This is a genomic window from Cytobacillus sp. MT66 (genome assembly GCF_058792595.1).
Genome location: NZ_JBXAFB010000002.1, coordinates 412,041 through 437,245 on the forward strand (window position 1 = coordinate 412,041; position 25,205 = coordinate 437,245).

Here is a 25,205-nt window from a genome sequence, read left to right on the forward strand (position 1 = left end):
GTAAAGATATTTTTATGTTTGTAAAATTTGGATAAAAAAGTTAGGTGGGCGGATTTCCTAACTTTGGTAATAAAGGGGATAACTAGGCACAAATGGAGATTGCTGTGAATACCTTACTCTGAAACCGTTCGGAGGTGGGGATGTGTTTGAGTTTTTACAGCTTCTTGAATTTCATCATTTACTGATATTAATAGTCGGGGTATTGCTTGGAATTGTTGTTGGTGCCCTTCCAGGTTTAACACCAACCATGGGTGTAGCCTTATGTATACCTTTTACATTTGCTCTTCCTCCTGTGGATGGGCTCATGCTTTTGGGCGGAATTTATTGCGGAAGTGTGTATGGGGGATCAATCCCTGCCATTATGTTTAATGTTCCCGGGGCTCCGGCCTCTGTCGCAACCACATTTGACGGATATCCGATGGCACAGCAAGGGAAGGCAACTAAGGCATTAGAGCTGTCAACGATTGCTTCAGCTGTTGGCGGATTATTCGGAATGGCAATGCTGATCTTTTTTTCTCCCATTTTTGTGAAATTTTCGCTGCAATTCGGACCCTCAGAAAATTTCTGGATCGCGATTTTTGGCATCACCGTTATTGCAGCCATTTCCGAAGGTGCCATTACGAAGGAAATGATAGGGGGATGTCTAGGTATTCTGATTTCCTTCATTGGAATCAGCTCGTTTACAGGTTTAACCAGATTTACGTTTGGAATGGATTCCTTGGTAGGCGGCCTTCATGTGGTAGCTGTATTGATTGGACTTTTTGCGTTTCCTCAGGCTCTCAGGTTAATTGAAAATCTTTCTAAAAAGGGGGAAAAGGCGCAAATTTCTTATCCTCAATCAAAATCTTCAATCAAAGGCTCGTTTGGTGATATTTTGCGCAAACCTAAATCTGTAACGATTGGCAGTATTGTTGGGAGTATAGTAGGTGTCATCCCAGGAGCCGGCGGAAATATTGCCAGTATTTTAGCCTACAATGAGGCAAAACGCTTTAGTAAAAATAAAGATCAATTTGGCAAAGGAAATAAAGAGGGAATTATTGCCTCTGAAAGCGCCAACAACGCGATGGTTGGAGGATCGCTTATCCCCTTGCTATCCTTAGGTATTCCTGGTTCACCGACTGCTGCGATTTTTTTAGGGGGATTACTTATTCATGGGATCTGGCCAGGACGCAGCTTGTTTGTTGAAAATGCACCTGTTGTCTATACCTTTTTCATTGGGATGATTATAGCGCAGTTTCTATTATTAATCATTGGGTTAGCGATGATTCGCTTTTTGACAAAGCTTAGCTATATCCCTGAACATTTCCTTGCACCAATCATTCTATCCTTTTGTATCATTGGGGCCTACGCGACTCAGAATAGTCTCTTTGATATTTACTCGATGGTCATTATTGGTGCAGCTATGTACATTCTGCAAAAGTTTGGGTTTTCTCCAGCTCCAATTGCCTTAGGGTTTATTTTGGGGCCTATTGCTGAAGAAGGGCTGCTTCAAGGGTTGCGTGTTGGGGAAGCAAATGGATCTGTTGTTCAGCTGTTTTTCACGGGTGCCTGGAATCTTTCGTTAATCGGTTTGATTGCCGTTACGATTGCCTATGCAATTTGGCAATCATATAAGAAGGGATTAAAACAGGAAAGAAGGAAAAATAGCTTTACTTTGTCTAACTTGGTCTCTGCAAAAGCCCTAGGATGGCTGCCAATGGTTATTGGCTCATTCATTATAATGATGTATGTCCTTGCAATGGACTTTGAGCAGGGGATCTTCCCGCAAATTACCGCTGGACTTATGCTGCTGCTGACAGCTATGCATTTTATTCAGTTTGCCTTCAGGCCAAAGGAAGAAACCGTGTTTAAAAATATCCGCATGGATCTGTCGCAACTGGTTGTCCTTTTCTTAATATGTATGATTAGTTTCCTGACAAACCTCATCGGATTTTACGTACAGGTTTTGCTCCTAATGTTAACCGTTTCCCTTTATGTGTACTGGCAGCGAAAGAAAAAGACTCATTCACTGCCAAACATCATGTTTGTCTCCATCTCCTTTACCATCTTTATGTACGTGATATTTACCGGGCTTGTAAAGGTTCCGCTTCCGACATTTTTAACCTTATTTATGACAAAGTTTTTTTAAAAGAAACAGGGCGAAATTATATCGCCCTTTTTTCTGTTTACTCAATCTTAATTTTTTCAAAAAGTTCGCGATATAATTCATTTCTTGTCTCAAATTCCTTTAAAACACTTTCGCGGTCTAAAATAAGCATATCTGATCCGGCTTTTTCCATATCTGCTAAAAATTCTTCATCATTAAGCAGTTCTAAAAATGCTTTTTCCAGCTTCTTAATGATTTCCTCCGGTGTTCCCTTTACAGCCGCAATCCCTCGGTCCGTACTCATTACGACAACCGGGTAGCCAAGCTCTGCAAAGGTTGGCACATCTGGAGCGAATGGGTGACGTTCCTTTGAAGCAATGGCTAACATTTTAACCTCGTCTCCAAGACGATACATATCTGAAAGATTGCCTGAAACAACATCGGTATGCTTTCCTAATAGGGATGCGATAGCTTCAGATGCCCCTTTAAACGGGATATCCTGCAATTGAATATCGGCAGAATTTTCTAGAAGCAAGATGGCCATATGCTGGCCTACGAATTTACCTGCATTTCCAATTGTAATTTGGTCTGGTGCTTGTTTGGCTTTCTGGATTAAATCGTCCAGACTTGATATATCACTATCTGGTGTAACGGCAAAAACCGTCGGATCTTTGCCCCAATTGACAATCGGTTCAAAGGTATCAAGTTTATAAGAGGTGTCGCCAACCAATGGCTGTGTAATAATATGCGGCAGATTGTAGGCGCTTAAGATATACCCATCTGGCTCGACTGATGAGAAAAAGTTCCAGCCAACCTGACCGCCGCCGCCTGGCTTATTGACAATCACTACTTCCTCGCCTAAATATTTTTGTGCATATTTTGCAATAATTCTTGCCTGGGTATCGGTTGCAGCACCAGGCGCATAGGAAACAATCATTTGTATAGGCTTATCGGGGAATTTTTCTGTTGAAGATTGGGAGGAACAGGCGGCAATGAGCAAACTGCATAAAACAAGAAACAGAGTGAGGGCAAACAGTTTCTGTCTTATTTTCGTCAAACCACCTTTCATTGTGTAGTCTTAGTTAATTTATGAAAGCTTAGATCAGAATATATTTTGTCTGAATTTTTTCGAGAAAATATAATTAATATTTTTTTGAAATAGGTGGAAAATACCTTTGATAAAGAATGAAGGTTACTAGCTAATAATATTTAGACTGCTGTGTTCCTAATTCGTGTTGAACCAGCAGACGGGAGTTGAAAATATGTCAGATTTTTGCCCGGTTATGTGGCCAGAGGAGCCGACGCCGGATAATTTCAAAGATTGCCGCGACTGCGGGCTTTATGAACAGGGAACTCGGATGGTCTGGGGTGAAGGAAATCCCAAAGCTCCCATTATGATTATTCTAGATAATCCAGGGGCGCGTGAGGACCGTGAAGGAAATCCCTTTATTTGCGGGACGCGGCAAACCTTGCAAAAGGCAGCCAATGAAGCAGGGATAAGCAGCGATGATCTATATGTCACCTATATTTTAAAACGAAGGCCTGTTAAAAAATATGAAAAAGAACAAACAAGGCAAATTTGTATGAAGCATTTATATGAACAAATTGAAGAGAAAAAACCTAAACTTATTTTTGTACTGGGTAACGTGGCCGTTCAGTCCTTTTTCCAGGATCAAGAGGCTGAAGTGAAAACCTTGCGCGGTTCTTGGCATCAAATACGGGGATTTCAGACAGCAGCTGCCTACCATCCGCTTGCAGTCAGAAGACGGCCTAATTTATGGACAAAATTTATTGAGGATTGGCAGCTGCTTGCCGAAGAATTTAGAAAATAAGCATGGTGGGCGGTCATTTCGATTAATGAGGTATTAAAACCGCCCTAGGTTTTTAAGGCTTCTTATAAGAATACTCAACCTCATCCATTTTTTCATTATACCCCACATATAAATCATGTCCATTAAAGAACCAAAGATCATTTTCTTCTACATAAAAAGTGATTCCATCCGCTTCTGTTATAACTTTCATGTCAACCGGATCATTGTCAACAGTAAACGCAAGAGCGAAGTTTTCCTGCACAGGACTGCTCCCATAAATTTTCGAATAGAACTTCACCATGTCGCCTTTTTTTAATCCAACCTCATTCTTAAACCATTGGAGGGCACCTTCATTAATCACAATTTTCATATCTTCTCACCTTTAGACGTAGTATTTTCACAGAATATCATACCAAAGACTTTATGGCAAAGAAGTGATCTAGCAAACATAAATCCTTTAGCTGTTTAATCCCTGCATTAACTTGAGAGATTTTATTTTTATATATATTCTAAATGTTCTTCCAATTTATTATAATCAGCTTAGAACTCAAAAATACGGCAGGTAAATTACGAGGTGAAGGGGTATTGACGGAAGGAAAGATTTTGGTTGTGGAAGATGAGGGGCCGATAAGAAAACTGATTATGTTTAATTTAAGCAGGTCCAATTTTGAGGTCATTGAAGCTGTTGATGGAAAAACAGCTATTGAGGCGGTGAAAAGTGACCACCCAGATTTGATCATTCTTGATCTTATGCTTCCAGATATGGAGGGACTGGATATTTGTCTGCGAGTAAGGGAGATTAATTCCTATTTGCCAATCATTATCCTTTCTGCCCGCGGACAGGATATGGATAAAATTATGGGGTTTGAAATGGGAGCCGATGACTATATTGTCAAACCCTTTAATCCGCTTGAATTAGTGGCCAGAGTTCGTTCTGTTTTAAGAAGAACATTACAGGTGCCTTCCATAGCTAAAGATCAAGAACTGAGAGCAGGGCCTTTTCGTTTAGACATGAAAATGCAGCGAGTCTATAAATCTGACAATCTAATAAAACTTACGGCCAGAGAGTATCAGATGATGAAACTATTTTTCCAAAGAATGAACGAGCCGATTACGAGAAATGAGCTCCTTGATAAAATTTGGGGAACCGATTATTTTGGTGATCCGAAAACGGTTGACGTTCATATCCGCAGGCTTCGTGAAAAAATAGAGGATAATCCGTCAAAACCAGCTTACCTGAAAACAATGTGGGGATTTGGCTACTGTTTTCAGGAAAGGGAGACCGAATGAATACAGGGATTAAACGCCGTTTGAGCAGGAGTTATTTATTGCTCATTGTTATAACCGTTATTCTGTTTGAGAGTATTATTCTGTTTGCCTTACGCTCTTATTATCTGGAAGGGATTAAGCAGACCTTAAGAGATCAGGGAACCGTTTTTTCTTCTTTTTATAAGCGGGAGATTTTAGAAGGTTCACTGGAGGATCAAGCATCAGTCCTCCTGCAAAGCTATCAATTTTTAATGAACGCCCAGGTGCAGATCATCAATGTACATGGGGATGTAATTGCGGATACACATGATTATGATGGGAAATATGATCAGGTGCCCGACGATGTTTTGATTGCTTTGGGCGGTGAGACTGGAGTATTTAAAGGGAGCATGGGTAAGGAGAAAGTGATGGCCGTCAGTCAGCCGATTATGGCGGATGAACACCTTTTTGGCGCCATTCGCATGATCACATCGCTGGAACGGGTCAATGTGATTTTTAAACAGAATTCATTCATATTAGCAGGGATAGGAATCCTTGTAATTCTGATTGCTGCAGCCATCAGCTATTTCCTTGCGGGAACAATTACGAAGCCACTGGGTGGGATGACTAGGGCAGCCGAACAAATGGCTGCAGGAAAATTTTCTGTACGAATAGCAAAAGAAAGAGAAGATGAGCTGGGGAAACTAGCCGATACTTTAAATTATATGGCCGAACAGGTGGAAAAGCATGAACGTCTGAAGAATGAGTTCATAGCTTCAGTCTCGCATGAATTACGGACACCTTTAACCTCAGTGAAAGGGTGGGCAATTACCCTTCATGCCATGTCCGATGATAAATTGTTTAAAGAGGGCCTGGAGATTATCTCCAATGAAAGTGAACGCCTGTCGACCATGTTAGGGGATTTGCTGGATGTAGCAAGCTTATCGGCAGGAAAAACAGAGTATTGTTTTGAGAAGCTATCTTTGCGGGACTTGCTTCTTCAGGTCATCACTCAGCTAACCCCTCGGGCCCAAAGGCAAGGAGTTGTGCTCAGCTGGGCTGGTGATGCTGATTTTGAAATGACTGGGGATAAAAATCGGCTAAAACAAGTATTTATCAATGTTCTGGATAATGCCTTAAAATTCACACAAGCTGGGGGCAGAATTGCTATTAATGCTGAGATGAATGGCCGTTGTGTCAGCGTGGAAGTTTCCGATACTGGGGCCGGAATCCCCGCGGATGAGCTCCATTTAGTGAAAGAAAAGTTTCATAAAGGCAAATCCAAAGCATCAGGCACCGGATTGGGTCTGGCAATCTGCCAGGAAATTATTAAAGCCCATCATGGTACCATTGATATAAAAAGCACGGACGGGGAAGGAACAACTGTTGAAATCCTCCTGCCGCTTATTGGATTGGAGGTGTCCCGTTATTAACAAATTTCGTTCTATAGGGGTAATTTTGTTTTCCTTTATCTTGGGGGGCTGCAATTTTTTACCTGATCCTGTTAGCTTAATTGAAGCACCAAAGCATGCCCAAAGGACTGAATATATCGAGGATAATCTCCTGCAAACGGTGAAGGGGCTTTTGCCAGCGGGAACATCTCTTTATGTCCCGGATGAGCCGGTGGGCTGTGAAGCTTATTACTTAGAGGATATAAATAATGACGGAAGGAATGAGTTAATCGTTTTTTACAAGTCTACAGTTCGTGCCGATCAGGCTGGGGCTCTAGTTTTCCAAATGGAGAAAGGTGTATGGAAAACGGCGGCTGATCTCAAAGGAACAGGCTTTGAAATTGCTTGGGGAAGTACAGCTGATATAACAGGCGATGATGTCCCAGAATTGCTCCTTGGCTCTAACATGGGGGTGTCTTCAGGCAATATCTTAGAGATCTTTTCCTGGAATGAAGATGGGTTCCAGAAGATTTCTGAGCTTTTATACCATAAGCTTGATGTGATATATAGTCAGGATTTTTATAGGCTGGCTATCTGGAATCGTGAGCTTTCGGATGTTTTTAAGATTGATGTGCTGAAGTGGGAACAGGGGCAGTTTGTGACAGACTTTGAGTCATACCATTCTTATTTTTCAAAGGCTGCAGCCTATTATGAGAAAAGAACAAAAGAGGTTCCTGATGCCTCTTATTATTGGTATTATCTTGCCGATGCCCGGTTAAAGGCTGGGAATCCGTATTCCGCTTTAGCAGCCCTTAATCAAGGATTGTCTATGAAAATTACGGTACCAGCGTATGAAGAATTTCTCCAGCTGCAGGAAAAAATTAAAATAACAGCCGCCGAACAGCAGGAAAACGACTTTCAATATTACGATTCTCACGGAGATCTAACAATGAATCTTCCTCGAGAACTAGTAAGTGGGATATCCATGAAAACGGAGGAAGGCGAAAACTTTGAATATATTATCCATGTTTATTGGGAGAACTTAGGGATCAAGCATTTGCTGTTTGATATAGAAGTCCATGCAAAGGACTTCGTTTTCATGGATGAATTCCCATTGGATGTGGTTGAAGAGACAGATGGATTGATTTACGGAGTCCGTCGAGGGGAAGAGAAGCTGATTGACGAATCTGTTTTGGAGGAGATGATCTCCAGTATCCGCTTAGGTGCACCTTATGCCAAGCATGATGATTCTGGGGAAGAACTGCTGATAAAAAAAGTAAATGACGCCTATAAGAGGTTTGTGTACGTTGGGATGGGCGGCAAGATGGAAACGGAGGTCATTGAATCCTTTCCTGTTAATGAAATGGATTATCGGTATCTTGGCATAGATCTAGACTCTTTTGCCAAGCTTACAGATTATTTATCAAGTGCATTTACAGAGGGAGCGATTCAAGCCATGATTGACTCAACAGGAATCATAGAACATCAGGGGAGGCTTGCCCAGCCAAACGCAGATGGCGGTTCACTATTAAACTACGAACGCGCATCGATCCTGCAAATGCGGGATTTAGGATCGGAAAAACAATTTGATCTTAAGGTTCCAGTCGGATCGAGTTTATCCTATGAAATTGTTCAGGTTGTTTTAAAGAAAACAGAATCAGGGTGGAGAATATCTTCCAATCCGGTGACAATGTAAGGGGAGCGTAGAGGAGAGTGCAGCCGGGGTGAAGGCCATTTGGCAGTGAAAAACTGTGGACTATGTCTTTCATAGCTTCGTTGAAAAGTAATTTTTAAAAGTAACCACATTTCAAACCTTTATTAACCTTTTTGTAACTAATAATCCTTCAATAACCACTACAATCAGATTATAGAATGAAACATTGGGGGAGTTAAGGATGAAAATAAAACAATTATTAATTACAGGCCTTGCTGTGACAATGCTCGGAGGATTGAGTTATCAGCCCATTGAGGCACTTGGAAAGGAAAAGCCTGCCCAGGCCCAGCAAATCGTTAAATATACTGAACTGACGGATGAACAGGTTCAGCGTTTAGTAAAAGATTGGGCGCAAAAGCAATCCTACGTGCAAAGAGGCGGAGACTATAAGGAGGGTGAATACCAATCCTTCCAGTATAAGGGCAGCTTTTATCGGTATTTATCAAAGAATATCGATACGAAAAAAGAGCTTATTAATTATTTGACAAAGACAATCACTCCGTCCTATGCAGAGATATATATAAAGGATCTTGGGCTTATTGAACATAAAGGAAGATTAGCACAGCCAGAGGCAGATGGCGGTTCTATCCTGCAGTGGGATAAAGCCATTGTGCTGCATGAAAGAACCTTTGGTGCAAATAAAGAATATAAAGTATTGGTACCTGTGGGTGAAACAAAGGGCCTGGATGTTTTTAAAGTTCAGTTGAAGTATGTCAAACAACATGGATGGAAAATCAATACTTCTCAATATAGCCACCAGGTAAACTTGGATATACCGTTCAATATCCATCCGGCTTTTATTTATTTTAAATATTTGCTTATAGATTCAAGAACATCAGAAGAACAGCTCATCACGAAGGATATTTTTGATACAGAGGCTTTTAAAAAGGGTATAAAAAAGGTAGAAGTGCGGTCATTAAAAGAGCAGGGAAGACTCAACGACCAAGTCGATTATAAAGCAGTCTTCTATGTAGAACTTGAGAAAACCTATAAAGGGCCACTCAAAAATGGACTAAATGAAATGTACTTTTTAATAGAAAACACTGGGGAATTTGAATATATCATTATGAATATTGGCAGCCAGCCTCATATATAATACGGTCTGCAAAAAATATCGGCCCCTGTGTATACAGGGACCGATTACTATATTTCTATTAAAATTTTGCTGCAGCTTTTGCAACATTTTCTAAACCGTCTGCAATGATTTCTTGTGCACGGTCAGGGTATTGATTGTGTCCTTCGATGATAATGGTTTCTGGGTTAGTAATTCCCCATAGACCTAGGTTTGTTTGTACATATCTCACGGCCATTTCAGATGCTGCCATCGCTTCGGAAGAATAATCTCCGCCACGAGCGTTAAGTAAGGCAACCTTTTTATCCCCAACTAGGCCAATTGGGCCTTCAGCAGTGTATTTGAATGTTTTGCCTGCTTGAGCTAAATAAGAAATGTAGTTAACTAAAGGTGCTGGAACAATGCTATTCCATAATGGGAAGGCAAGCACAATTTTGTCAACTGCAAAGAATTGGTTTAAATATTGGTCAACTAAATCTGCTGCTTTGGTTTCTTCAGCTGTTAATTCTAAACCATTATTGCGTTTATATACGCCCATAATGGCAGTATTTCCGTAATCAGGAAGGTCTGCTTTAAATAGATCTAATTCAGTAATTTCATCTGCTGGATTAGCTTCTTTATATGTGTTTAAGAATACTTCGTACATTTTAGAGCTGATTGCTTGATCAGCTGGACGGTCATTTGCTTTGATAAATAATACTTTAGACATGATAGTTCCTCCAAAGATGTAATTTTAAGTAAAAAGGTTGTTATAGCAACCTTTTTCTTTGCGAATGTTGTTGTAGCAACTATTTGAGGCAAAAGTCCTAATCACAATGATTTAGGACGTTATTATTTATTTTAGAAAGAATCCTTTCAAAAGAAAGTAAATCCTCTTCAGAAATCCCTTTACAGACAATATCATTAAATTCTTCTATAATCGGGATCACCTTTTGGCCAAGTTCTTTACCTGCTGATGTAAGGTGCAATTCTAACGAACGCCGGTCACATGAAGGGCAGATTCTTTTGACAAATCCTTTTTTCTCAAGGTTTGAAGCCATTCGTGCAATGTTTGTTTTGTCTTTGCTTAATTTTTCCACCAGCTGATTTTGTGTTAACCCATCTTTTTCCCAAAGAAGCATCATGATTAAGTTCTGTTCAGGGGCAAGATTAAACGTTTCTAATCTGGATTTAATAAAGCTTGTAAGATTTAAATCCGTTTTATGGATTTTTATGCTTATATATTCTTGGAAAGTTAACCTCAAATGGGATCCCTCATTTTTAGTTGCTATACATACCAAATCACTCGTGTAATACTAATTTAAAATCTGCTATATGTCAAATGAAAGGTTCAATCGACAGGAACAAAGTTTTTCATTTCGCCCGACAATATCGCTGTATCTGATGGATGCCAAAAAAAGGTTTTTCCATCATACTGCATGCCGTATTTATAGGCGACTGGCTCATCTGTGTATAGGATGATATCAAAATAATCGGGATCGCCTTGATTTGCAGCAGGCTGGAAACTGGAGTTAGGAGTACTATTTTTTAAAAGATTAAGAAAATCTTCGATGTTTTTCGCGTCAGATATCTTTTGGATTAATTTATCATTTTCTGGCCACTGTGATTGATACACCTCAATTTGGCTTACTTTGTCTAACGGGACATTTTGAAAATGCCATTGGTAGTCTATATCTGGATTAAAATAAACCTTATAGCCATTAATTGCCTGGTCACTTTTTACAGCTATTAGATTTGGATACCCATCCACTGCATAGATTTCAGTTCCTTTTTCATGGAAGGCCGCGTCACCGTTTCTTATCTTGTATTTGGGATTTGTTACATTGTCAGCAACCTTAAATTTCACCTCGCCGAGCTTATCGCCAAGATCTGCTTCATCCGCAAGGACACCAGAATGGATTCCTTGATACTGAATGCCGTCCCACTTAATAAAATCAACCCAATCAATGACGGAATGTACGTCAAAGGGTGTGGAACGGCACCCAGATAATATGGCAACCAAAAGCAAGAGTAAACCGAGCTTTTTCATAAAATCGCCCCCTTTTTATTATTTGACGGGAATGGGGGTTTAATGGTTTCAGTATGGTGTACACGAGACAGTTCTTTTTACAAGCATTCATACTTCTTTTAGAATGGAGGATATGAGGCAAACCCAGCCAAGGAGGACGAAAGCATGGAAAATGTTTATAAAAGAGATATCACAGAAATCAGAGATGTAAAATTAACTGCATATAGCTCGATTCATTCCGCTGGCCCTGTGATTGCCCCAGGCAATTGGGCAAAGCATGATCCATTTCTTTTGATGATGGAGGATAAGTTTCAAAAGGGGGCATTCGATGTTCACCCGCATAGAGGAATCGAGACGGTAACCTATGTGATTGATGGAGCCATTGAGCATTACGACAGCGCCTCAGGAGAAGGGGGCAAGCTTGGACCTGGCGATGTTCAATGGATGACAGCGGGAAGCGGAGTCATTCATAACGAGGTTCCATCAGAAGGAGTGACGGCCCATTCCCTTCAGCTATGGGTGAATCTTCCCCGCGAGAAAAAAATGACTGCTCCGCGCTATCAAAATTTGCTTGGAAAAGCTATGCCTGTCAGAAAAGAGGCTGGTGCAACGGTAAAAGTCTTTTCAGGGAATTCAAAAGATGTTACCTCATCAACGAAAAACCATGTGCCCGTTACAATGGTGGAAATTGTGCTAGAAGCGGGTGCTTCTATTTCACAAGATTTACCTGGAAGCTATAATGGATTTATTTATATAATTGAAGGAAGCGGGACGTTTGGAACAAGCAGCAGACAGGCTTCAAAAGGACAAGTTCTATTGCTTGGTTCAGCTGGCGGATCTAGAAAAAGTGAAATTGAAATGACAGCGATTGTGCCGTTAAAAGTAATTTTATACGCAGGTGCGCCGGTCAATGAACCGGTTGTGGTAAGAGGTCCGTTTGTCATGAACACAGAAGAAGAAATCATGCAGGCTTATAAGGAGTTTCGCGAGGGAACATTCCTAAAACATGAATAAGGTGTGGAAACTTCTATAAATTTAGGACTTTTTTAAGAAAGGAATATTGGCATGAAGCGACTTTGGTACGGTGGAACCATCTACACAATGGAAAAAGAAAACGAGACAGCAGAGGCTGTACTTGTAGAAAACGATAAAATTATTGCTGTCGGCAACAAAGCGGAGCTTTGGCACAAAGCTGATGAGATAATCGATTTGAAGGGTGCAGCCATGTATCCGGGTTTTGTTGACAGCCATCTGCATATGATTTTTCAAGGTGAAAAATTAATCCGTCTTGATTTATCCAAAGCTTCCACTGCTGAGGAAATGCTGAATCTCATAAAGGAAGCAGCCGAGAACACACCAAGTGATCAGTGGTTATTTGGTGAAGGCTGGAATGAAAATAACTTCCCTGATAAGCGGATCCCTTCAAAGGAAGAGCTTGATGCGATCCGCAAAGAACCGATCATATTAACAAGGGTCTGCCACCATGTAGTCCTTGGAAATACAGCGGCACTTACAGCGGGCGGGATTTCTGAGGAGAGCAACTCCCCTGCAGGCGGTGAAATCGGCCGGGATGAAAATGGACAATTAAATGGCCTTCTATATGACCAAGCCACTAACGCTGTAACCAATGCGATACCTAAAGTGGGAGAATCGTACATAGAATCATTAACAGAAGCTCTTAACCTTGCAATCGATGGTATGCTTGCGCATGGTTTAACTGGCGGCCATACGGAGGATATGCATTATTTCGGAAAATACACCAATCCGCTAACTGCTTTCAAGCGAGTAATTGGGAAAAAGAAGCATTTTCGAGTTAACCTCCTTAGACACCATGAAGTTTTTGAAGAAATGCAGAATGATAAGGCTGAATATACAGAGCCATTTATTGAACCTGGAGCAATGAAAATTTTTGCTGATGGTGCCTTGGGCGGCTCAACCGCTGCTTTAACTAAACCCTATGCCGATCAGCCAAATAATTATGGGCTTCTTATTCATACGGATGACAGGCTTGAGGAACTAGTTAAGCTGGCACGAAAATACGGTGAGCCCGTTGCGGTTCATATGATTGGTGATGCAGGAGCTGAACAGGTCCTTACCATTTTGGAAAAATATCCGCTAACTAATGGAAAAAGAGATCGTCTAATTCATTGTTGTATCCTGAGCGAGGAATTAGCTGCAAGAATAGAGAAATTACCTGTTGTACTCGATCTGCAGCCAGCCTTTGTCCCATCTGATTTTCCGTGGGTCATCAATCGACTAGGCAAGGAGCGGCTCGAATGGGCTTATGCATGGAGAAAGCTAGTTGACCGTGGAATCATGTGCGCGGCAGGGACTGATGCACCTGTTGAAGATATTAGTCCGATTGCCTCTATTTATGGAGCTGTTGAGCGGAAAAAGCCCGGTGCTGATCATGATGGATATCTTCCAGAAGAGAAGCTGACCCGCTTTCAGGCGATTAGAATGTACACGGTAGGAAGCGCTCAGGCGATTGGCAAGGAATATGTGCGCGGACTGATTAAACCTGGATTTGATGCCGACTTTTCCATTTTTGACAGAGATTTGTTTGCTGGAACATCTGAAGATATGCTTGAAGCTAAAGCAGTACAAACCGTTGTTGCAGGGAAAATTGTATTTGATAGAAGAAAGCAAACTCGATCATCAATAGATAACGCACTTGCCTGATGTCAATTGGGAAGTGTTTCTGCAATCATCTCTTCTAACACAGATAAAGGGCTTCTCTTTTTTGATGAAAACGGTAAATGTTTATGCTATGTTTAAACTGTGTATGTAAACAGTCAAAATGATAACTTTTAAAATAGAAAGGCTGGGTAAAATGGAGAATAGCAATCAAGTGGATATTTTTAAACAAGTCCTGGGCAATTATCCAACTGGTGTAACGGTTGTGACAACGACAGACGAAAGCGGGGTACCGCTAGGTCTAACAGTAAATTCTTTTGCGTCTGTGTCAATTGATCCTTTGCTGATTTTATGGTCAATTGATAAAAGAGTTTCCACCCATGATATCTTTGCAAAAATAGATAAATTTGCTGTGCATGTGCTTGCAGCCGATCAGGGCGAATTATGCTCTTTATTTGCATCAAAGGGAATCGACCGTTTTAAAAATTGTGAATGGGAACTGTCAGAACACAAGCTGCCAATTCTTAAAGACGTGGCTGGAATTCTGCAATGCCGCACCTTTAAAACAGTTGACGCTGGAGACCATACTATTTTAATCGGAGAAATCATTGATATTAAAGGTGAACAGAAGGAACCGCTTCTATATCATAAAAGAAAGTTTGGAAAAATCCCGGACGAATTTTATAATAATTAGGAAAACCATGATGTCTTTCCCATTTAGGGGAAAGGCATCATATACTGTTTAGGAAGTAAATGATACGGGGAGTACAGCAATGATGAATTACGAACAGTTTTATCAGGAAATCCTAAAGACGGTGAAGGCAGACCATATCAAATTAGCTGAGCCGATTAAGAATTATACCTTCACAAAGCTCGGCGGCAAAGCAGATATATTCATTACACCAACAACAATAAAAGAAATTCAGTCTGCTTTAAAACTAGCAAAACATTTCCATATTCCTTTGACAATTCTTGGAAGCGGATCAAACGTAATTGTCAAAGATGGCGGTATTCGCGGTATTACATTATGCTTATCTAAGTTTAATCAGATATCAGTAAACGATAACATCATTAACGCACAAAGTGGGGCAGCGATTATCGAGGTTTCAAGGGCTGCTTTGAAAAGTGAATTATCAGGTCTCGAGTTTGCCTGTGGTATACCGGGCAGTGTCGGCGGAGCATTGTATATGAATGCTGGCGCTTATGGGGGCCAAATTTCGGATGTGCTTACTAAAGCGATAGTCATGACAAGAGATGGCGAACTTGTCAGCTTGACTGCTCAGGAACTAGCTCTAAGTTATCGAAGAAGTTTGTTCATGGAGACTGACTATATTATCCTCGAAGCAGAATTTCAACTAAAGAACGCAGACCCAAAGACGGTTAAAAAGAAAATGGATGAACTGACAGTGGCTAGAGAAACGAAACAGCCTTTAGAGTACCCATCTTGTGGAAGTGTTTTCAAACGCCCGCCAGGTTACTTTGCGGGAAAGCTCATTCAGGATAGCGGGCTTCAAGGCACGAGAATCGGCGGGGCTGAAGTTTCCACCAAACATGCCGGGTTTATCGTAAACGTTGACCAGGCAACCTCAAATGATTATATCGAATTAATAGATCATGTAAGAAAAACGGTCAAGAAAAATTTTGATGTGGAGTTAGAAACGGAAGTTATTATCATCGGAGAAGATGAGCAGTAATAAGCAAAGGGACAGATCTAGAACTTTTTGGAATAAGGTTCTAGATCTGTCCCTTAGTTATTTCAACCCCAAAAATAGGGATTTACTGTATCTGGCCGATGCCCGCTATGACCGTAGTGATACTGATGACCTCCGTGATCATGATGGTTCCAATGACCGCCATGGTCATGGTGATATGGATAACCGCCGCCGCTGTAACCATGGTGATATGGATAGCCGCCATAGCCATGCTGGAACGGATAGCCTCCGTAGCCTTGATGATACGGGTAGCCGCCATAGCCATGGTGGTATGGATACTCGCCATATCCCTGATGATATGGTGATGAACCTAATCCAAGAAGATTTGGCAGTAATCCTCCCATACCTGTGGTTCCTCCTAAAATTCTTTGCATGCATATCCCCTCTTCTTTTTAGATTTCTAAAGCATTATATGCATGGATCACTTTTATGTTATTGCCTATTGCGTTCTAAAAAATTAGAACGTATAATTTATTTAGAATGTTAGAATGTTTTTGAAAGGTGACTGGATATGGATTTTGGAGAAAAAGTAATGGAAATTAACCTTGAACAGCAAAAGCTGGTATCAAGCCCGCTGCGGGTAAAGATTATTTATTTACTTGATGAACGTCCGATGACGGCTAAACAAGTGGCAGATGAATTAGGCAAATCTGCTGGAAGTGTTCATTACCATATTCAGCAGCTGCTTCAAGGCGGAATTATTGAAATTGAAGAAACGAAGGAAAATCGCGGAATTATTGAAAAGTATTACCGGGCAAAAGCGACCCATTTTAAGTTGAAAAGGAGTGTTGGGGCGGATGCGAGTCAAAAAATCCGCAAACGGGAAACAAGTCTATCCTTAACAGACGAAGAGCTGAAGGAGTTTGAGAAAGATTTTGATAATTTATTATTAAAATATTTTAAGAAAACAGTGAAGGAGGATGCTTCGAGAACACCGTACCATATCTCATGCCAGTTCGAAAAGCTTTCCGAAGAGGAGGAATAATAATGGCAGGGCAAATAAAAATGAATCTTGTTTTGTTTACATTAGGCAAGGTTACGGCTGTTCTTGGTTCGTCGATTTATGGATTTGCAATCGGTCTCTACATTTTATCGATAACTGGTTCCAGCCTTAATTTTGCCATTACCCTTCTATTAAGCGTTCTTCCAAGAGTCGTGCTTTCACCTATTGCTGGTGCTTTAAGTGACCGCTGGAATAGGAAGCGCATTATAATTGTTTCAGATTTTTCATGTGCCATATGGCTAACGATTATCTTTATAGTCTTTTCATTTTTCTATTCAGATATTTGGGTTTTGTACACTGCAACAGCCGTCCTCAGTATTCTTAACACTTTCTATGCAACAGCTGTTACCTCCGCCATTTATAACATGGCAGGCCCCGATTATCTGCAAAAAGCTATGTCTATGAATCAGGCTGCCGCTTCATTGTCTTCCATACTAGGCCCTGTTCTTGGGGGAGTTTTCTTTGGACTATTTGACATCACCACTTTTATGATTATCAACATTGCCGCATTTGCCGTTTCAGGGCTGGCAAGTACTTTTATTCAATATGAATTGTTTTCGGATAAGAAAAAGGGCAATGCACCAGGATCTGTTATAGAGGATCTAAAGTCTGGTCTTGCCTATGCGAATAAACAAAGCTTTTTGAAAAGTTTAATTTTGATCAGTATTTTTCTGAATTTCTGGTTCGCTGTTTTTCCGGTCGCTATGCCGTATTTAATTCTAACAGTAAGAGGTATGCAGTCCTATCAGCTTGGAATTGTTGAGGGATCTTTTTCAGTTGGCATGCTTGCTATGTCAATTTTCCTATCAGCAAGGCCAGAAATTAAAAGAAAGGAACTCAGTATCATTGGGGGGATTCTGGCAATGTCTGTTGTTTTGATGCTGCTTGGCATTCCAGGACTTCCGGCCATGATTGATGTGTCAAACCATTTTTTCTTTTTATATCTGATTGTCATGGTTTTTATCCTGGCATCCTTCATTATGATTATTAATATGCCCATACAGTTGATTCTTCAAAAAAGCACGCCGGATGAATATCGGGGACGTGTGCTGTCATTGCTGGAAACGGGTGCATTGGCTATGACACCGCTTGGTTTTATCTTGTTTGGATTCTTGCTGGAAAAAGTTCCGGTTTGGATCATATTTCTTATTTGCGGCTTAAGCATCATTGCTCTCATAGTCTATCATTTAAAAAAGAAAACCTTTATCAGGCACCTGCGTGAAGTGAATCAGCCCGATCATTCATCAGTACTTTAAAAAGAGAATCATAGCCAGATTTTCATTGAAAACACATAGGTTTTTCGATACATTAAAGAAGTAATAGCGAAAAAACAAAAAATTTGCAGAAAAATGTAGAATGCAGACAACTTCTCTGGTGGCTTAGCCGTCTATTTTATTAGATCGGCAATATAATATATAAAGGAGCTGATGGATTAGTTTTTCTAGATTATTAGAATTCTATGTTTGCACAAATTAGAGAAAGGTGAACCCTCGTGAGGAGAAATAGGGAATCAAGAAATAAGAAAGAAAAAATGGTGATTTCTTTTTTTGTATTGATGGTATTGGTATTATATACCTTTGAACCAGGAAGCAAGACGGAGGTATTGGCAATTTCAGTTAAGAAGCAGCCAATAAATATTATGTATTCCATGCTGATGGATGGAAACGTCAGTGAATTTGAAGAAATGAACGGCTTAGCATTGCGATATTATCGCACACTAAAAAATGGCAAATTTTACGCAGCAAAAAATAATGAAACTTTCGAGGGCAAAGATGTAAATTACGATCCAGCAGCAAATAAAGAAGTCAATGAAGATAACGAGAAATCGAATCATTCGAGTTCTTCAGCGGAAAAGCCAAAGGAAGAGAAAGCTCAGGAGCCTGTCAACCAGCAGATAAATTTGAAAAAGGTTTACTTAACCTTTGATGATGGACCTTCAGCCTATACTTCCTCTATTCTCGAAGCATTGAACGCCCGAGGAATGAAGGCAACCTTTTTCATGCTGGAGCCAAATATGAACAAATACCCAGATCAATTGAAGCAGATGATTGGCCAGGGGCATGTTCCGGCTTTACACGGTGTCACACATGATGCCGCAAAAATTTACCGTTCCGAAAAAACGGTTGTTGCTGAGATGAGTCAGGCTCAAGCAACATTGATGAAGCTGACTGGCTCAGCCACTACATTAATTAGAACCCCATATGGATCATCTCCGTACATGAAACCATCTTACATAGAAGCAGTGGAAAAAGCAGGATTTCAATTATGGGATTGGACCGTTGATAGCCGGGATTGGCAATATAGAAACGGAGAATTCGTCGGGCAGGTTATTAATCAGATTGAACACTTTAAATTTAAAGATCGGCCCATTGTTATTTTAATGCATGATCGGAATTCAACAGCCGAGCATTTACCGAGGCTGCTCGACTATTTAACAGCACATGGGTATGAAACAGAACTGCTAAGCCAGCAGCTGACAGCTTTTCATTTTTAGGAAACAGGAATCTCACCTGTTTCCTTTTTTTGTGTAATCACACCATAAATAACCCATAATAAGAAAGCGGTAACGTATGTGAAACTATGGGAAATTAATATGTACACATTTTTTAGTAAAATAATGGAAATTGGGGTTGTGAAAAGTTGATTTACACATTGACGTTAAATCCGTCTATAGACTATATCGTTGAATTAAGCGAAGTGAAGCTCGGGGAATTGAACCGGACTCAAAATGAGGCCAAATTTCCAGGCGGAAAGGGGATTAATGTATCAAGGCTGTTAAAAAGAATGGGTATTGAGAGCATTCCGACTGGATTCTTAGGCGGGTTTACTGGGAGATATATTGAGGATTATTTGCAAAAAGAAGACATCCAAACAGATTTTGTTCAGGTGGCAGAAGACACAAGGATTAATATTAAGTTAAAAACAAAAACAGAAACAGAAATTAATGCAAAAGGTCCAGCTATTCAAGAAGAAGATCTGACTGAACTGAAAAGGAAAATCAGTCAATTATCTGCGAATGATCATTTGGTATTGGCGGGCAGTGTACCATCCTCCATGCCGGCAACCATTTATGAAGAGCTTGTTAAAATCTGTTCTGCAAATGGGGTAACCTTTACTGTTGATGCAGAAGGTGATCTGCTGAAAAAGGTGCTTCCATACAAGCCCATGTTAATTAAGCCCAACCACCATGAATTGGGCGAGTTATTTGAGGTGTCCATATCAAATGCACAAGAGGCTATCCCCCATGGAAAAAAGCTGATTGAAATGGGGGCACAGCATGTTATTGTATCGCTGGGGGGCCATGGAGCTGTATTAATAACAAAGGATGGTACATATTTTGCATCGGCGCCAAAAGGTGTTGTGAAGAGCACAGTAGGGGCAGGAGATTCCATGGTTGCAGGGTTTCTTGCTTCATTAAAAAAACAAAGACCGCTTAAAGAAGCCTTTCAATATAGTGTTGCTTCAGGCAGTGCGACGGCATTTTCTGTTGGACTTTGTACAAAGGAAAAAGCAGATGAATTGCTGCCGTCAGTTACTATTAAAGAACTATTTAAGGAGGGGCAGCAATGAAAATCACTGAATTATTAACGAAAGAAACAATCCTCCTCTCTCTGCAAGGAATAAGTAAAGAGGATGGTATTAACCAGCTGGTGGATAAGCTTCAAGAAGCAGGAAAGCTTAATGATCGGGATGAGTATAAAGCTGCTATTTTAAAAAGAGAAGAACAAAGTACGACGGGAATCGGCGAGGGGATCGCCATTCCCCATGCGAAAACAAAAGCAGTGAAAGATCCGGCCATTGCTTTTGGAAAATCGGCTGAAGGAATTGATTATGATTCTCTTGATGGCCAGCCAGCCCATTTATTTTTCATGATCGCAGCTCCTGAAGGCGCAAATAATACACATCTTGAAGCATTATCTCGGCTTTCTTCCATTTTGATGAACGAAGAGGCGCGAAAGAAATTAATGGATGCTGCATCAGAGGAAGATGTAATTTCAATAATCGACAGCTTTGATCATGAAGAAGAGGAGGAACAAAGCACGCCAGAACCAGAGATTTCTGGAGGAAAGGGATATGTCATTGCGGTAACTGCCTGTCCGACCGGAATTGCCCATACCTATATGGCTGCTGATTCCTTAAAAGCCAAAGCAGCGGAAATGGGCGTTGACATTAAGGTGGAAACCAATGGGTCAAGCGGAGCCAAAAATGTTCTGACAGATGAGGATATTAAAAAGGCAACAGCTGTTATTGTGGCTGCGGATACAAAGGTTGCCATGGATCGTTTTAGCGGCAAGCATGTCATCCAAACCCATGTCGCAGACGGAATCCGCAAGCCAGAGGAATTAATAAATAAAGCCTTGAAGCAGGATGCGCCAGTCTATCGTGAAGGAGGCTCTGATCAAAAAGGGCGATCGGAGGGGAAGAAAGAGAAAAAGACTGGGATTTATAAACATTTAATGAATGGTGTTTCAAATATGCTGCCGTTTGTTGTCGGCGGGGGAATTCTTATTGCGATTTCCTTTATGTTTGGCTACAACTCAGCAAATCCTGAAGATCCCTCCTATAATCCATTTGCGGCTGCGCTTAATCTCATTGGCGGCCAAAATGCATTTGGGCTGCTTGTTCCTATATTGGCTGCTTTTATTGCCATGAGTATTGCTGACCGTCCTGGGTTTGCACCTGGAGCAGTAGGCGGGATGCTTGCTGCTAATGGCGGAGCCGGGTTTTTGGGCGGATTAATCGCTGGCTTTCTTGCCGGTTATGTTGTCATTGGACTAAAGAAGCTATTTGCGGGACTTCCTGCTTCTCTGGAAGGAATTAAAACCATTTTACTATATCCCCTGTTTGGGATTGCGATTACAGGGCTATTAATGATATACGTCATTAATAAGCCTGTTGGCGCTTTAAATACAGCGATCACCAATTGGCTGGCAGGCTTAGGAACAGGAAATGCCATATTGCTCGGAGCAATCCTTGGTCTAATGATGGCTTTTGATATGGGAGGACCAATTAATAAATCAGCCTATGTTTTTGGCACGGGTTTGCTTGCAAATGGTGTGTATGAGCCAATGGCTGCAATTATGGCAGCTGGAATGGTTCCTCCTTTAGCGATCGCGCTGGCAACAACGTTTTTTAGAAATCGATTTACTGAGCAGGAAAGAGATGCTGGAAAGGTCAATTATATTATGGGGTTATCCTTCATAACCGAGGGTGCTATTCCGTTTGCTGCGGCAGACCCCTTTCGTGTGATCCCTTCGATTATGGTCGGTGCGGCGGTGGCCGGGGCCATTTCGATGGCAGCACACATAGGCATACGCGCGCCCCATGGGGGGGTGTTTGTCGCCTTTTTGGTTGATGGGTCATGGGTGATGTATTTATTGGCCATCTTAATTGGCTCCATTATTGGCGCATTATTGTTAGGTATTTTGAAAAGACCAGCTTCATAGGAGAAATCCCCCTTTCTGTCTGTCATAAAACTTTCGGCGCATCGATATGCTTTTTATGAGGAAAGAGAAAGGGGGAATTTTTTTGCCTACTTTTACAGAGGCTGCCAGGTTTGAGCATGGCTTTTGGCTGCAGGTCTTAGGAGACCATGCTAGATTTATTCATGATGCTCTTGCTCCGAGTGAGGAGGAATTAATTGAGAGGGCTAATTATTTTATACAAATCTTTGATCAGCTTTTGGGCAGAGTACCGGTAGACAACCTGGCAGAAATGAGCGCTAAGGCTAAAGAAGAAGCTGAGAAAATAAGGGAATTAAAATTAAAGATTATGGAGAAACATTTAGTTGGCAAAGTGAAAATTCAATTAGGACCAACTTTTATCAATCATATGGTTAATGAGGTTGAGGAATACCTGCTTGTCTTGACGTACTTAGAAAAAGGTGAGGCACCGCCTATTTTTCATGAACTGCACCATCATTTAATTTGGCTGCTGGATGCGGCCGGGCATGCTGGAGCCATTTCAGCTAATATGGATCGGGTGGAAAAACGCATCAAAAAGGTCAGCGATGAATTTACAAAGGAATTTGAACACTTTTATTTAAAAGCTGTAGAATTGACTGGATATTTGCGGACAAATCAGACTTCCTTTCCCGCTTTGTCAAGGTTTAATAAAGACGTTTCAATCGAAATGAAGCTGTTTATGAATTTCCTTGAAGAAATCGAAGAGCTCGAATTGAGCAAAGAAGCTCTGGGAACCTTCGCTGCGCTCATGGCCGACCATATGTACCGTGAAGAATGCTACTATCTGACAAAAGTAGCCGAATCCACCCAAACTGAAGCCCCCGACTGCGACCCAGCCAAGCCGCGCATAAAGCAATAAAAGGGAAAAACAACCAAAAAAATATTTAACACTTTAATGCATCGGGGGCCTGACCCCCACCGGTTTAACGCGGTAATTCACTGGGGGTCAGGCCCCCAGTGGGTTAATGCGTTAATGTGATGCATACTGGCTAGGCTTTTTCTTTGTCGGGTTTGATGGCCATGAAGGTGGCGATAATGGCTAGTGCTGTGACACCGCTGAGGATGTAAAAAAGGAAGTTGTCAGCGTGTTTCATTAGGATCGCGACGATTGGCGGACCGGCTGCTACCCCGATAAATCTCATGGAACTGTAAATGGATGTGATGGTTCCTCTTTCTTCTTTTTCAATGCCGTTGGTAATTAAGGCGTCTAAGCAAGGTAAAGTGACTCCTATGCCAATTCCTCCAAAAATAAACAAAATCAGCATATACCACATTCCGTTAGAAAAACTTAATATGGCTATGGAGACCGCAGACAGCAATGACCCAAAGAAAATTAGCCATTTCATCAGGATTTTATTTTCCTTGATAAATTTACCGGTTATAAACGAAGCAATACATAATGCACCTAATGGAATCGCTAAGAGAAAGCCTTTTTTTGTATCTTTCATCCCATAGGTTTTTTCAAGGACATCTGATAAATAGAACAAAACCCCAAACAGGACAAACATCATGATTATACCGATAATAAAAATGGCAATGAGCCATTTTCCATTATGGGTAAAGGTTTTTTTGATGTTTTGCAAAAACTCCTTAAAGGGTATTGGCTCTTCTTTCTCCTTAGGAGTTTTAATTAAAAACATAACCAGCACTATAGAAATGGCACAGAACACCGGAAAAGCTAGAAATGGCAAAAACCAGACAAAGCCGGCTAAAAATGCTCCCAGGACTGGGCTGACAACCTTTCCAAGTGTGTTGGAGGTTTCAATGACACCAAGAGAACTGCTGACTTCATCGTCACTTTTAAACATATCGCCAATTAACGGCAAAACAATCGGGAATGCTCCTGCCGCTCCAACACCCTGCAAGGCGCGGCCAGCTAAAATGATCCAATAAGCATTATCCAATTTCCATGCAGCCCATCCTGATATTAAGCCGCCGATTCCTGCGATGAATAGACTTGGAATAATCACCTTTTTCCTGCCGATATGGTCCGATAAACAGCCGGCCACAGGAATAAGGAGAATAGCGACGATTGAATATACAGTTAATATCATACTGACCTGGAAAGAAGAGATATTTAGATTTTTCTCCATAGCGGGTAAAACAGGAATAAGCATAGAATTGCCAAGGGTCATCACAAGCGGAATGGAGGCAAGTGATAATACAGCCCATTTCATATTTGGAGCTTTGCTGCCTTCTTTTGTTTTTGTTTTTGTTTTTTCCGCCTTACGACTTTTCAATTGTAATTTTTCTAAATGCTCCATTTTGTTTACCTGCCTTAAAAAGTAATCAAACTAATATTAATATTTGTCTAAGAGGGAAAAAGTAATAGGGACTTTTTATGGTAATTCATTAACGCTTACGCCTAAACAGCAGAAGGTTTTAAATTTTTTATAAAATCCCTATTGACTTTTTATAAAATTAGCAATAATATTATAAACAACATAACGAATGGCGTTGACAAAGAGTAGTAACTTTTACAGAAACTGTAGAGAGCTGATGGCTGGTGAAAATCAGTGTGGATGTAAAAGTGAATGGACTTTCGAGCCTCCAAACCGAACCTTTTAGATTCTAACCTAAAAGTAAGTAGGCTTTGGCGAACGGTCTCATCGTTACAAGAGACAGGTATTAAAATAAGTATATTTTGATGCCTGCAAAGTGAGCTAATTTTAGCTAATGAAGGTGGCACCACGGGTTTCTCGTCCTTTTTTATAAAGACGGGGAACCCTTTTTGTGTTTTATAAATAATGTATACCTTTTACTTGTTGATTGGAGTGGAGGGGGCGAAGACTTCTGCGGGATGAACGGGGCTAGGGAGACCCCGCAGGAGCGCAGCGACGAGGAGGTTCCCCGGGCCGCCCGCGAAAAGCGAAGCCCCCGGAGCGGAAATCAACCATTTACAAAATAATATAAAAAATCGCCGATTAAGAGTAGTACATTGATTCGAACCGTTACAGAGAGCCGGGTATGGTGAAAACCGGTACGGCAAGACCAATGGAATGGACTTATGAGAGGCCTCCTGAAGGACAGTAGGGAAGCACGGATTCCTCCGTTAAAA

The 25,205-nt window shown here is 41.0% G+C and carries 23 protein-coding genes and 2 other annotated features (1 of these 25 only partly in view); of the genes, 16 read left to right on the forward strand and 7 right to left on the reverse strand.

The annotated features are described in order from the left end of the window. Nucleotides 1-142 precede the first annotated feature (142 nt). On the forward strand, nucleotides 143-2,128 hold the full coding sequence (locus tag AC1Q59_RS05380; protein WP_492364764.1) for a tripartite tricarboxylate transporter permease: 1,986 nt from the start codon (nucleotides 143-145) through the stop codon (nucleotides 2,126-2,128). A gap of 37 nt (nucleotides 2,129-2,165) precedes the next feature. On the opposite strand, the gene AC1Q59_RS05385 is transcribed toward AC1Q59_RS05380, so the two are convergent. Beyond that, entirely contained in the window at nucleotides 2,166-3,143 is a 978-nt protein-coding gene (locus AC1Q59_RS05385) for a tripartite tricarboxylate transporter substrate binding protein (RefSeq protein WP_492364765.1), read from the reverse strand. 205 nt (nucleotides 3,144-3,348) lie between these two features. Between AC1Q59_RS05385 and AC1Q59_RS05390 the strand changes: the two genes are divergently transcribed. Beyond that, complete coding sequence (locus AC1Q59_RS05390; RefSeq protein ID WP_492364766.1) at nucleotides 3,349-3,918, forward strand: uracil-DNA glycosylase; 570 nt, start codon at nucleotides 3,349-3,351, stop codon at nucleotides 3,916-3,918. Between the two features lie 52 nt (nucleotides 3,919-3,970). Here the strand turns inward: AC1Q59_RS05390 and AC1Q59_RS05395 are convergent, their stop codons facing one another. Further along, nucleotides 3,971-4,267 carry a HesB/YadR/YfhF family protein gene (locus tag AC1Q59_RS05395; RefSeq protein ID WP_492364767.1) on the reverse strand — a complete coding sequence of 99 codons (297 nt, stop codon included), beginning with the start codon at nucleotides 4,265-4,267 and terminating at the stop codon, nucleotides 3,971-3,973. Between the two features lie 215 nt (nucleotides 4,268-4,482). Here AC1Q59_RS05395 and AC1Q59_RS05400 point away from each other — a divergent pair, with 215 nt between their 5' ends. The 4 genes from AC1Q59_RS05400 (at nucleotide 4,483) to AC1Q59_RS05415 (ending at nucleotide 9,346) form a co-directional block, all read left to right on the forward strand. Continuing rightward, nucleotides 4,483-5,187 carry a response regulator transcription factor gene (locus AC1Q59_RS05400; protein WP_492364768.1) on the forward strand — a complete coding sequence of 235 codons (705 nt, stop codon included), beginning with the start codon at nucleotides 4,483-4,485 and terminating at the stop codon, nucleotides 5,185-5,187. After that, nucleotides 5,184-6,578 (forward strand): sensor histidine kinase, encoded by a 1,395-nt coding sequence (locus AC1Q59_RS05405; RefSeq protein WP_492364769.1) that lies wholly within the window; start codon nucleotides 5,184-5,186, stop codon nucleotides 6,576-6,578. The genes AC1Q59_RS05400 and AC1Q59_RS05405 overlap by 4 nt, the downstream gene beginning before the upstream one ends. A 25-nt stretch (nucleotides 6,579-6,603) precedes the next feature. Then, complete coding sequence (locus tag AC1Q59_RS05410) at nucleotides 6,604-8,232, forward strand: DL-endopeptidase inhibitor IseA family protein (RefSeq protein WP_492364770.1); 1,629 nt, start codon at nucleotides 6,604-6,606, stop codon at nucleotides 8,230-8,232. Between the two features lie 199 nt (nucleotides 8,233-8,431). Further along, nucleotides 8,432-9,346 (forward strand): DL-endopeptidase inhibitor IseA family protein, encoded by a 915-nt coding sequence (locus AC1Q59_RS05415; protein ID WP_492364771.1) that lies wholly within the window; start codon nucleotides 8,432-8,434, stop codon nucleotides 9,344-9,346. 58 nt (nucleotides 9,347-9,404) lie between these two features. Here AC1Q59_RS05415 and AC1Q59_RS05420 read toward each other — a convergent pair whose 3' ends face one another. The 3 genes from AC1Q59_RS05420 to AC1Q59_RS05430 form a co-directional block, all read right to left on the reverse strand. Next, nucleotides 9,405-10,031, reverse strand: a complete 627-nt coding sequence (locus tag AC1Q59_RS05420) for an FMN-dependent NADH-azoreductase (protein ID WP_492364772.1) — start codon at nucleotides 10,029-10,031, stop codon at nucleotides 9,405-9,407. A gap of 97 nt (nucleotides 10,032-10,128) precedes the next feature. Then, nucleotides 10,129-10,566: a MarR family winged helix-turn-helix transcriptional regulator gene (locus AC1Q59_RS05425; RefSeq protein WP_492364773.1), complete on the reverse strand. Its 438-nt coding sequence runs from the start codon at nucleotides 10,564-10,566 to the stop codon at nucleotides 10,129-10,131. 86 nt (nucleotides 10,567-10,652) lie between these two features. Then, nucleotides 10,653-11,351, reverse strand: a complete 699-nt coding sequence (locus AC1Q59_RS05430; RefSeq protein WP_492364774.1) for a hypothetical protein — start codon at nucleotides 11,349-11,351, stop codon at nucleotides 10,653-10,655. Between the two features lie 144 nt (nucleotides 11,352-11,495). Between AC1Q59_RS05430 and AC1Q59_RS05435 the strand changes: the two genes are divergently transcribed. From AC1Q59_RS05435 to murB, 4 genes are all read left to right on the forward strand, one after another. Further along, nucleotides 11,496-12,344, forward strand: a complete 849-nt coding sequence (locus AC1Q59_RS05435; protein ID WP_492364775.1) for a pirin family protein — start codon at nucleotides 11,496-11,498, stop codon at nucleotides 12,342-12,344. Nucleotides 12,345-12,395: 51 nt separating this feature from the next. Beyond that, the gene (locus tag AC1Q59_RS05440) at nucleotides 12,396-14,012 is read left to right on the forward strand and encodes an amidohydrolase (protein ID WP_492364776.1); all 1,617 of its coding nucleotides are present in this window, start codon (nucleotides 12,396-12,398) and stop codon (nucleotides 14,010-14,012) included. 151 nt (nucleotides 14,013-14,163) lie between these two features. Next, nucleotides 14,164-14,661 (forward strand): flavin reductase family protein, encoded by a 498-nt coding sequence (locus AC1Q59_RS05445; RefSeq protein ID WP_492364777.1) that lies wholly within the window; start codon nucleotides 14,164-14,166, stop codon nucleotides 14,659-14,661. 82 nt (nucleotides 14,662-14,743) lie between these two features. Continuing rightward, nucleotides 14,744-15,661 (forward strand): UDP-N-acetylmuramate dehydrogenase, encoded by a 918-nt coding sequence (murB, locus tag AC1Q59_RS05450; protein ID WP_492364883.1) that lies wholly within the window; start codon nucleotides 14,744-14,746, stop codon nucleotides 15,659-15,661. A 62-nt stretch (nucleotides 15,662-15,723) separates the two neighbouring features. On the opposite strand, the gene AC1Q59_RS05455 is transcribed toward murB, so the two are convergent. Beyond that, nucleotides 15,724-16,053, reverse strand: a complete 330-nt coding sequence (locus AC1Q59_RS05455) for a hypothetical protein (protein ID WP_492364778.1) — start codon at nucleotides 16,051-16,053, stop codon at nucleotides 15,724-15,726. 137 nt (nucleotides 16,054-16,190) lie between these two features. Between AC1Q59_RS05455 and AC1Q59_RS05460 the strand changes: the two genes are divergently transcribed. The 6 genes from AC1Q59_RS05460 (at nucleotide 16,191) to AC1Q59_RS05485 (ending at nucleotide 23,006) form a co-directional block, all read left to right on the forward strand. Further along, nucleotides 16,191-16,664 carry an ArsR/SmtB family transcription factor gene (locus AC1Q59_RS05460; RefSeq protein ID WP_492364779.1) on the forward strand — a complete coding sequence of 158 codons (474 nt, stop codon included), beginning with the start codon at nucleotides 16,191-16,193 and terminating at the stop codon, nucleotides 16,662-16,664. Nucleotides 16,665-16,666: 2 nt separating this feature from the next. Then, nucleotides 16,667-17,938 (forward strand): MFS transporter, encoded by a 1,272-nt coding sequence (locus AC1Q59_RS05465; protein ID WP_492364780.1) that lies wholly within the window; start codon nucleotides 16,667-16,669, stop codon nucleotides 17,936-17,938. Between the two features lie 236 nt (nucleotides 17,939-18,174). Beyond that, nucleotides 18,175-19,176: a polysaccharide deacetylase family protein gene (locus tag AC1Q59_RS05470; protein ID WP_492364781.1), complete on the forward strand. Its 1,002-nt coding sequence runs from the start codon at nucleotides 18,175-18,177 to the stop codon at nucleotides 19,174-19,176. Between the two features lie 146 nt (nucleotides 19,177-19,322). Then, entirely contained in the window at nucleotides 19,323-20,252 is a 930-nt protein-coding gene (gene pfkB, locus AC1Q59_RS05475; RefSeq protein ID WP_492364782.1) for a 1-phosphofructokinase, read from the forward strand. Continuing rightward, a complete protein-coding gene (locus AC1Q59_RS05480; RefSeq protein WP_492364783.1) occupies nucleotides 20,249-22,129 on the forward strand; it encodes a PTS fructose transporter subunit IIABC in 1,881 nt (626 codons plus the stop codon). Before pfkB ends, AC1Q59_RS05480 begins: the two co-directional genes overlap by 4 nt. A 55-nt stretch (nucleotides 22,130-22,184) precedes the next feature. After that, on the forward strand, nucleotides 22,185-23,006 hold the full coding sequence (locus AC1Q59_RS05485; RefSeq protein WP_492364784.1) for a DUF2935 domain-containing protein: 822 nt from the start codon (nucleotides 22,185-22,187) through the stop codon (nucleotides 23,004-23,006). A gap of 130 nt (nucleotides 23,007-23,136) precedes the next feature. Here the strand turns inward: AC1Q59_RS05485 and bcbE are convergent, their stop codons facing one another. After that, nucleotides 23,137-24,411, reverse strand: coding sequence for a bacillibactin exporter BcbE (gene bcbE / locus AC1Q59_RS05490; protein ID WP_492364785.1), 1,275 nt, complete (start codon nucleotides 24,409-24,411; stop codon nucleotides 23,137-23,139). 184 nt (nucleotides 24,412-24,595) lie between these two features. Further along, nucleotides 24,596-24,857: a binding site (T-box leader), on the forward strand. Between the two features lie 201 nt (nucleotides 24,858-25,058). After that, nucleotides 25,059-25,205, forward strand: a binding site (T-box leader) (it continues 100 nt past the right edge of the window).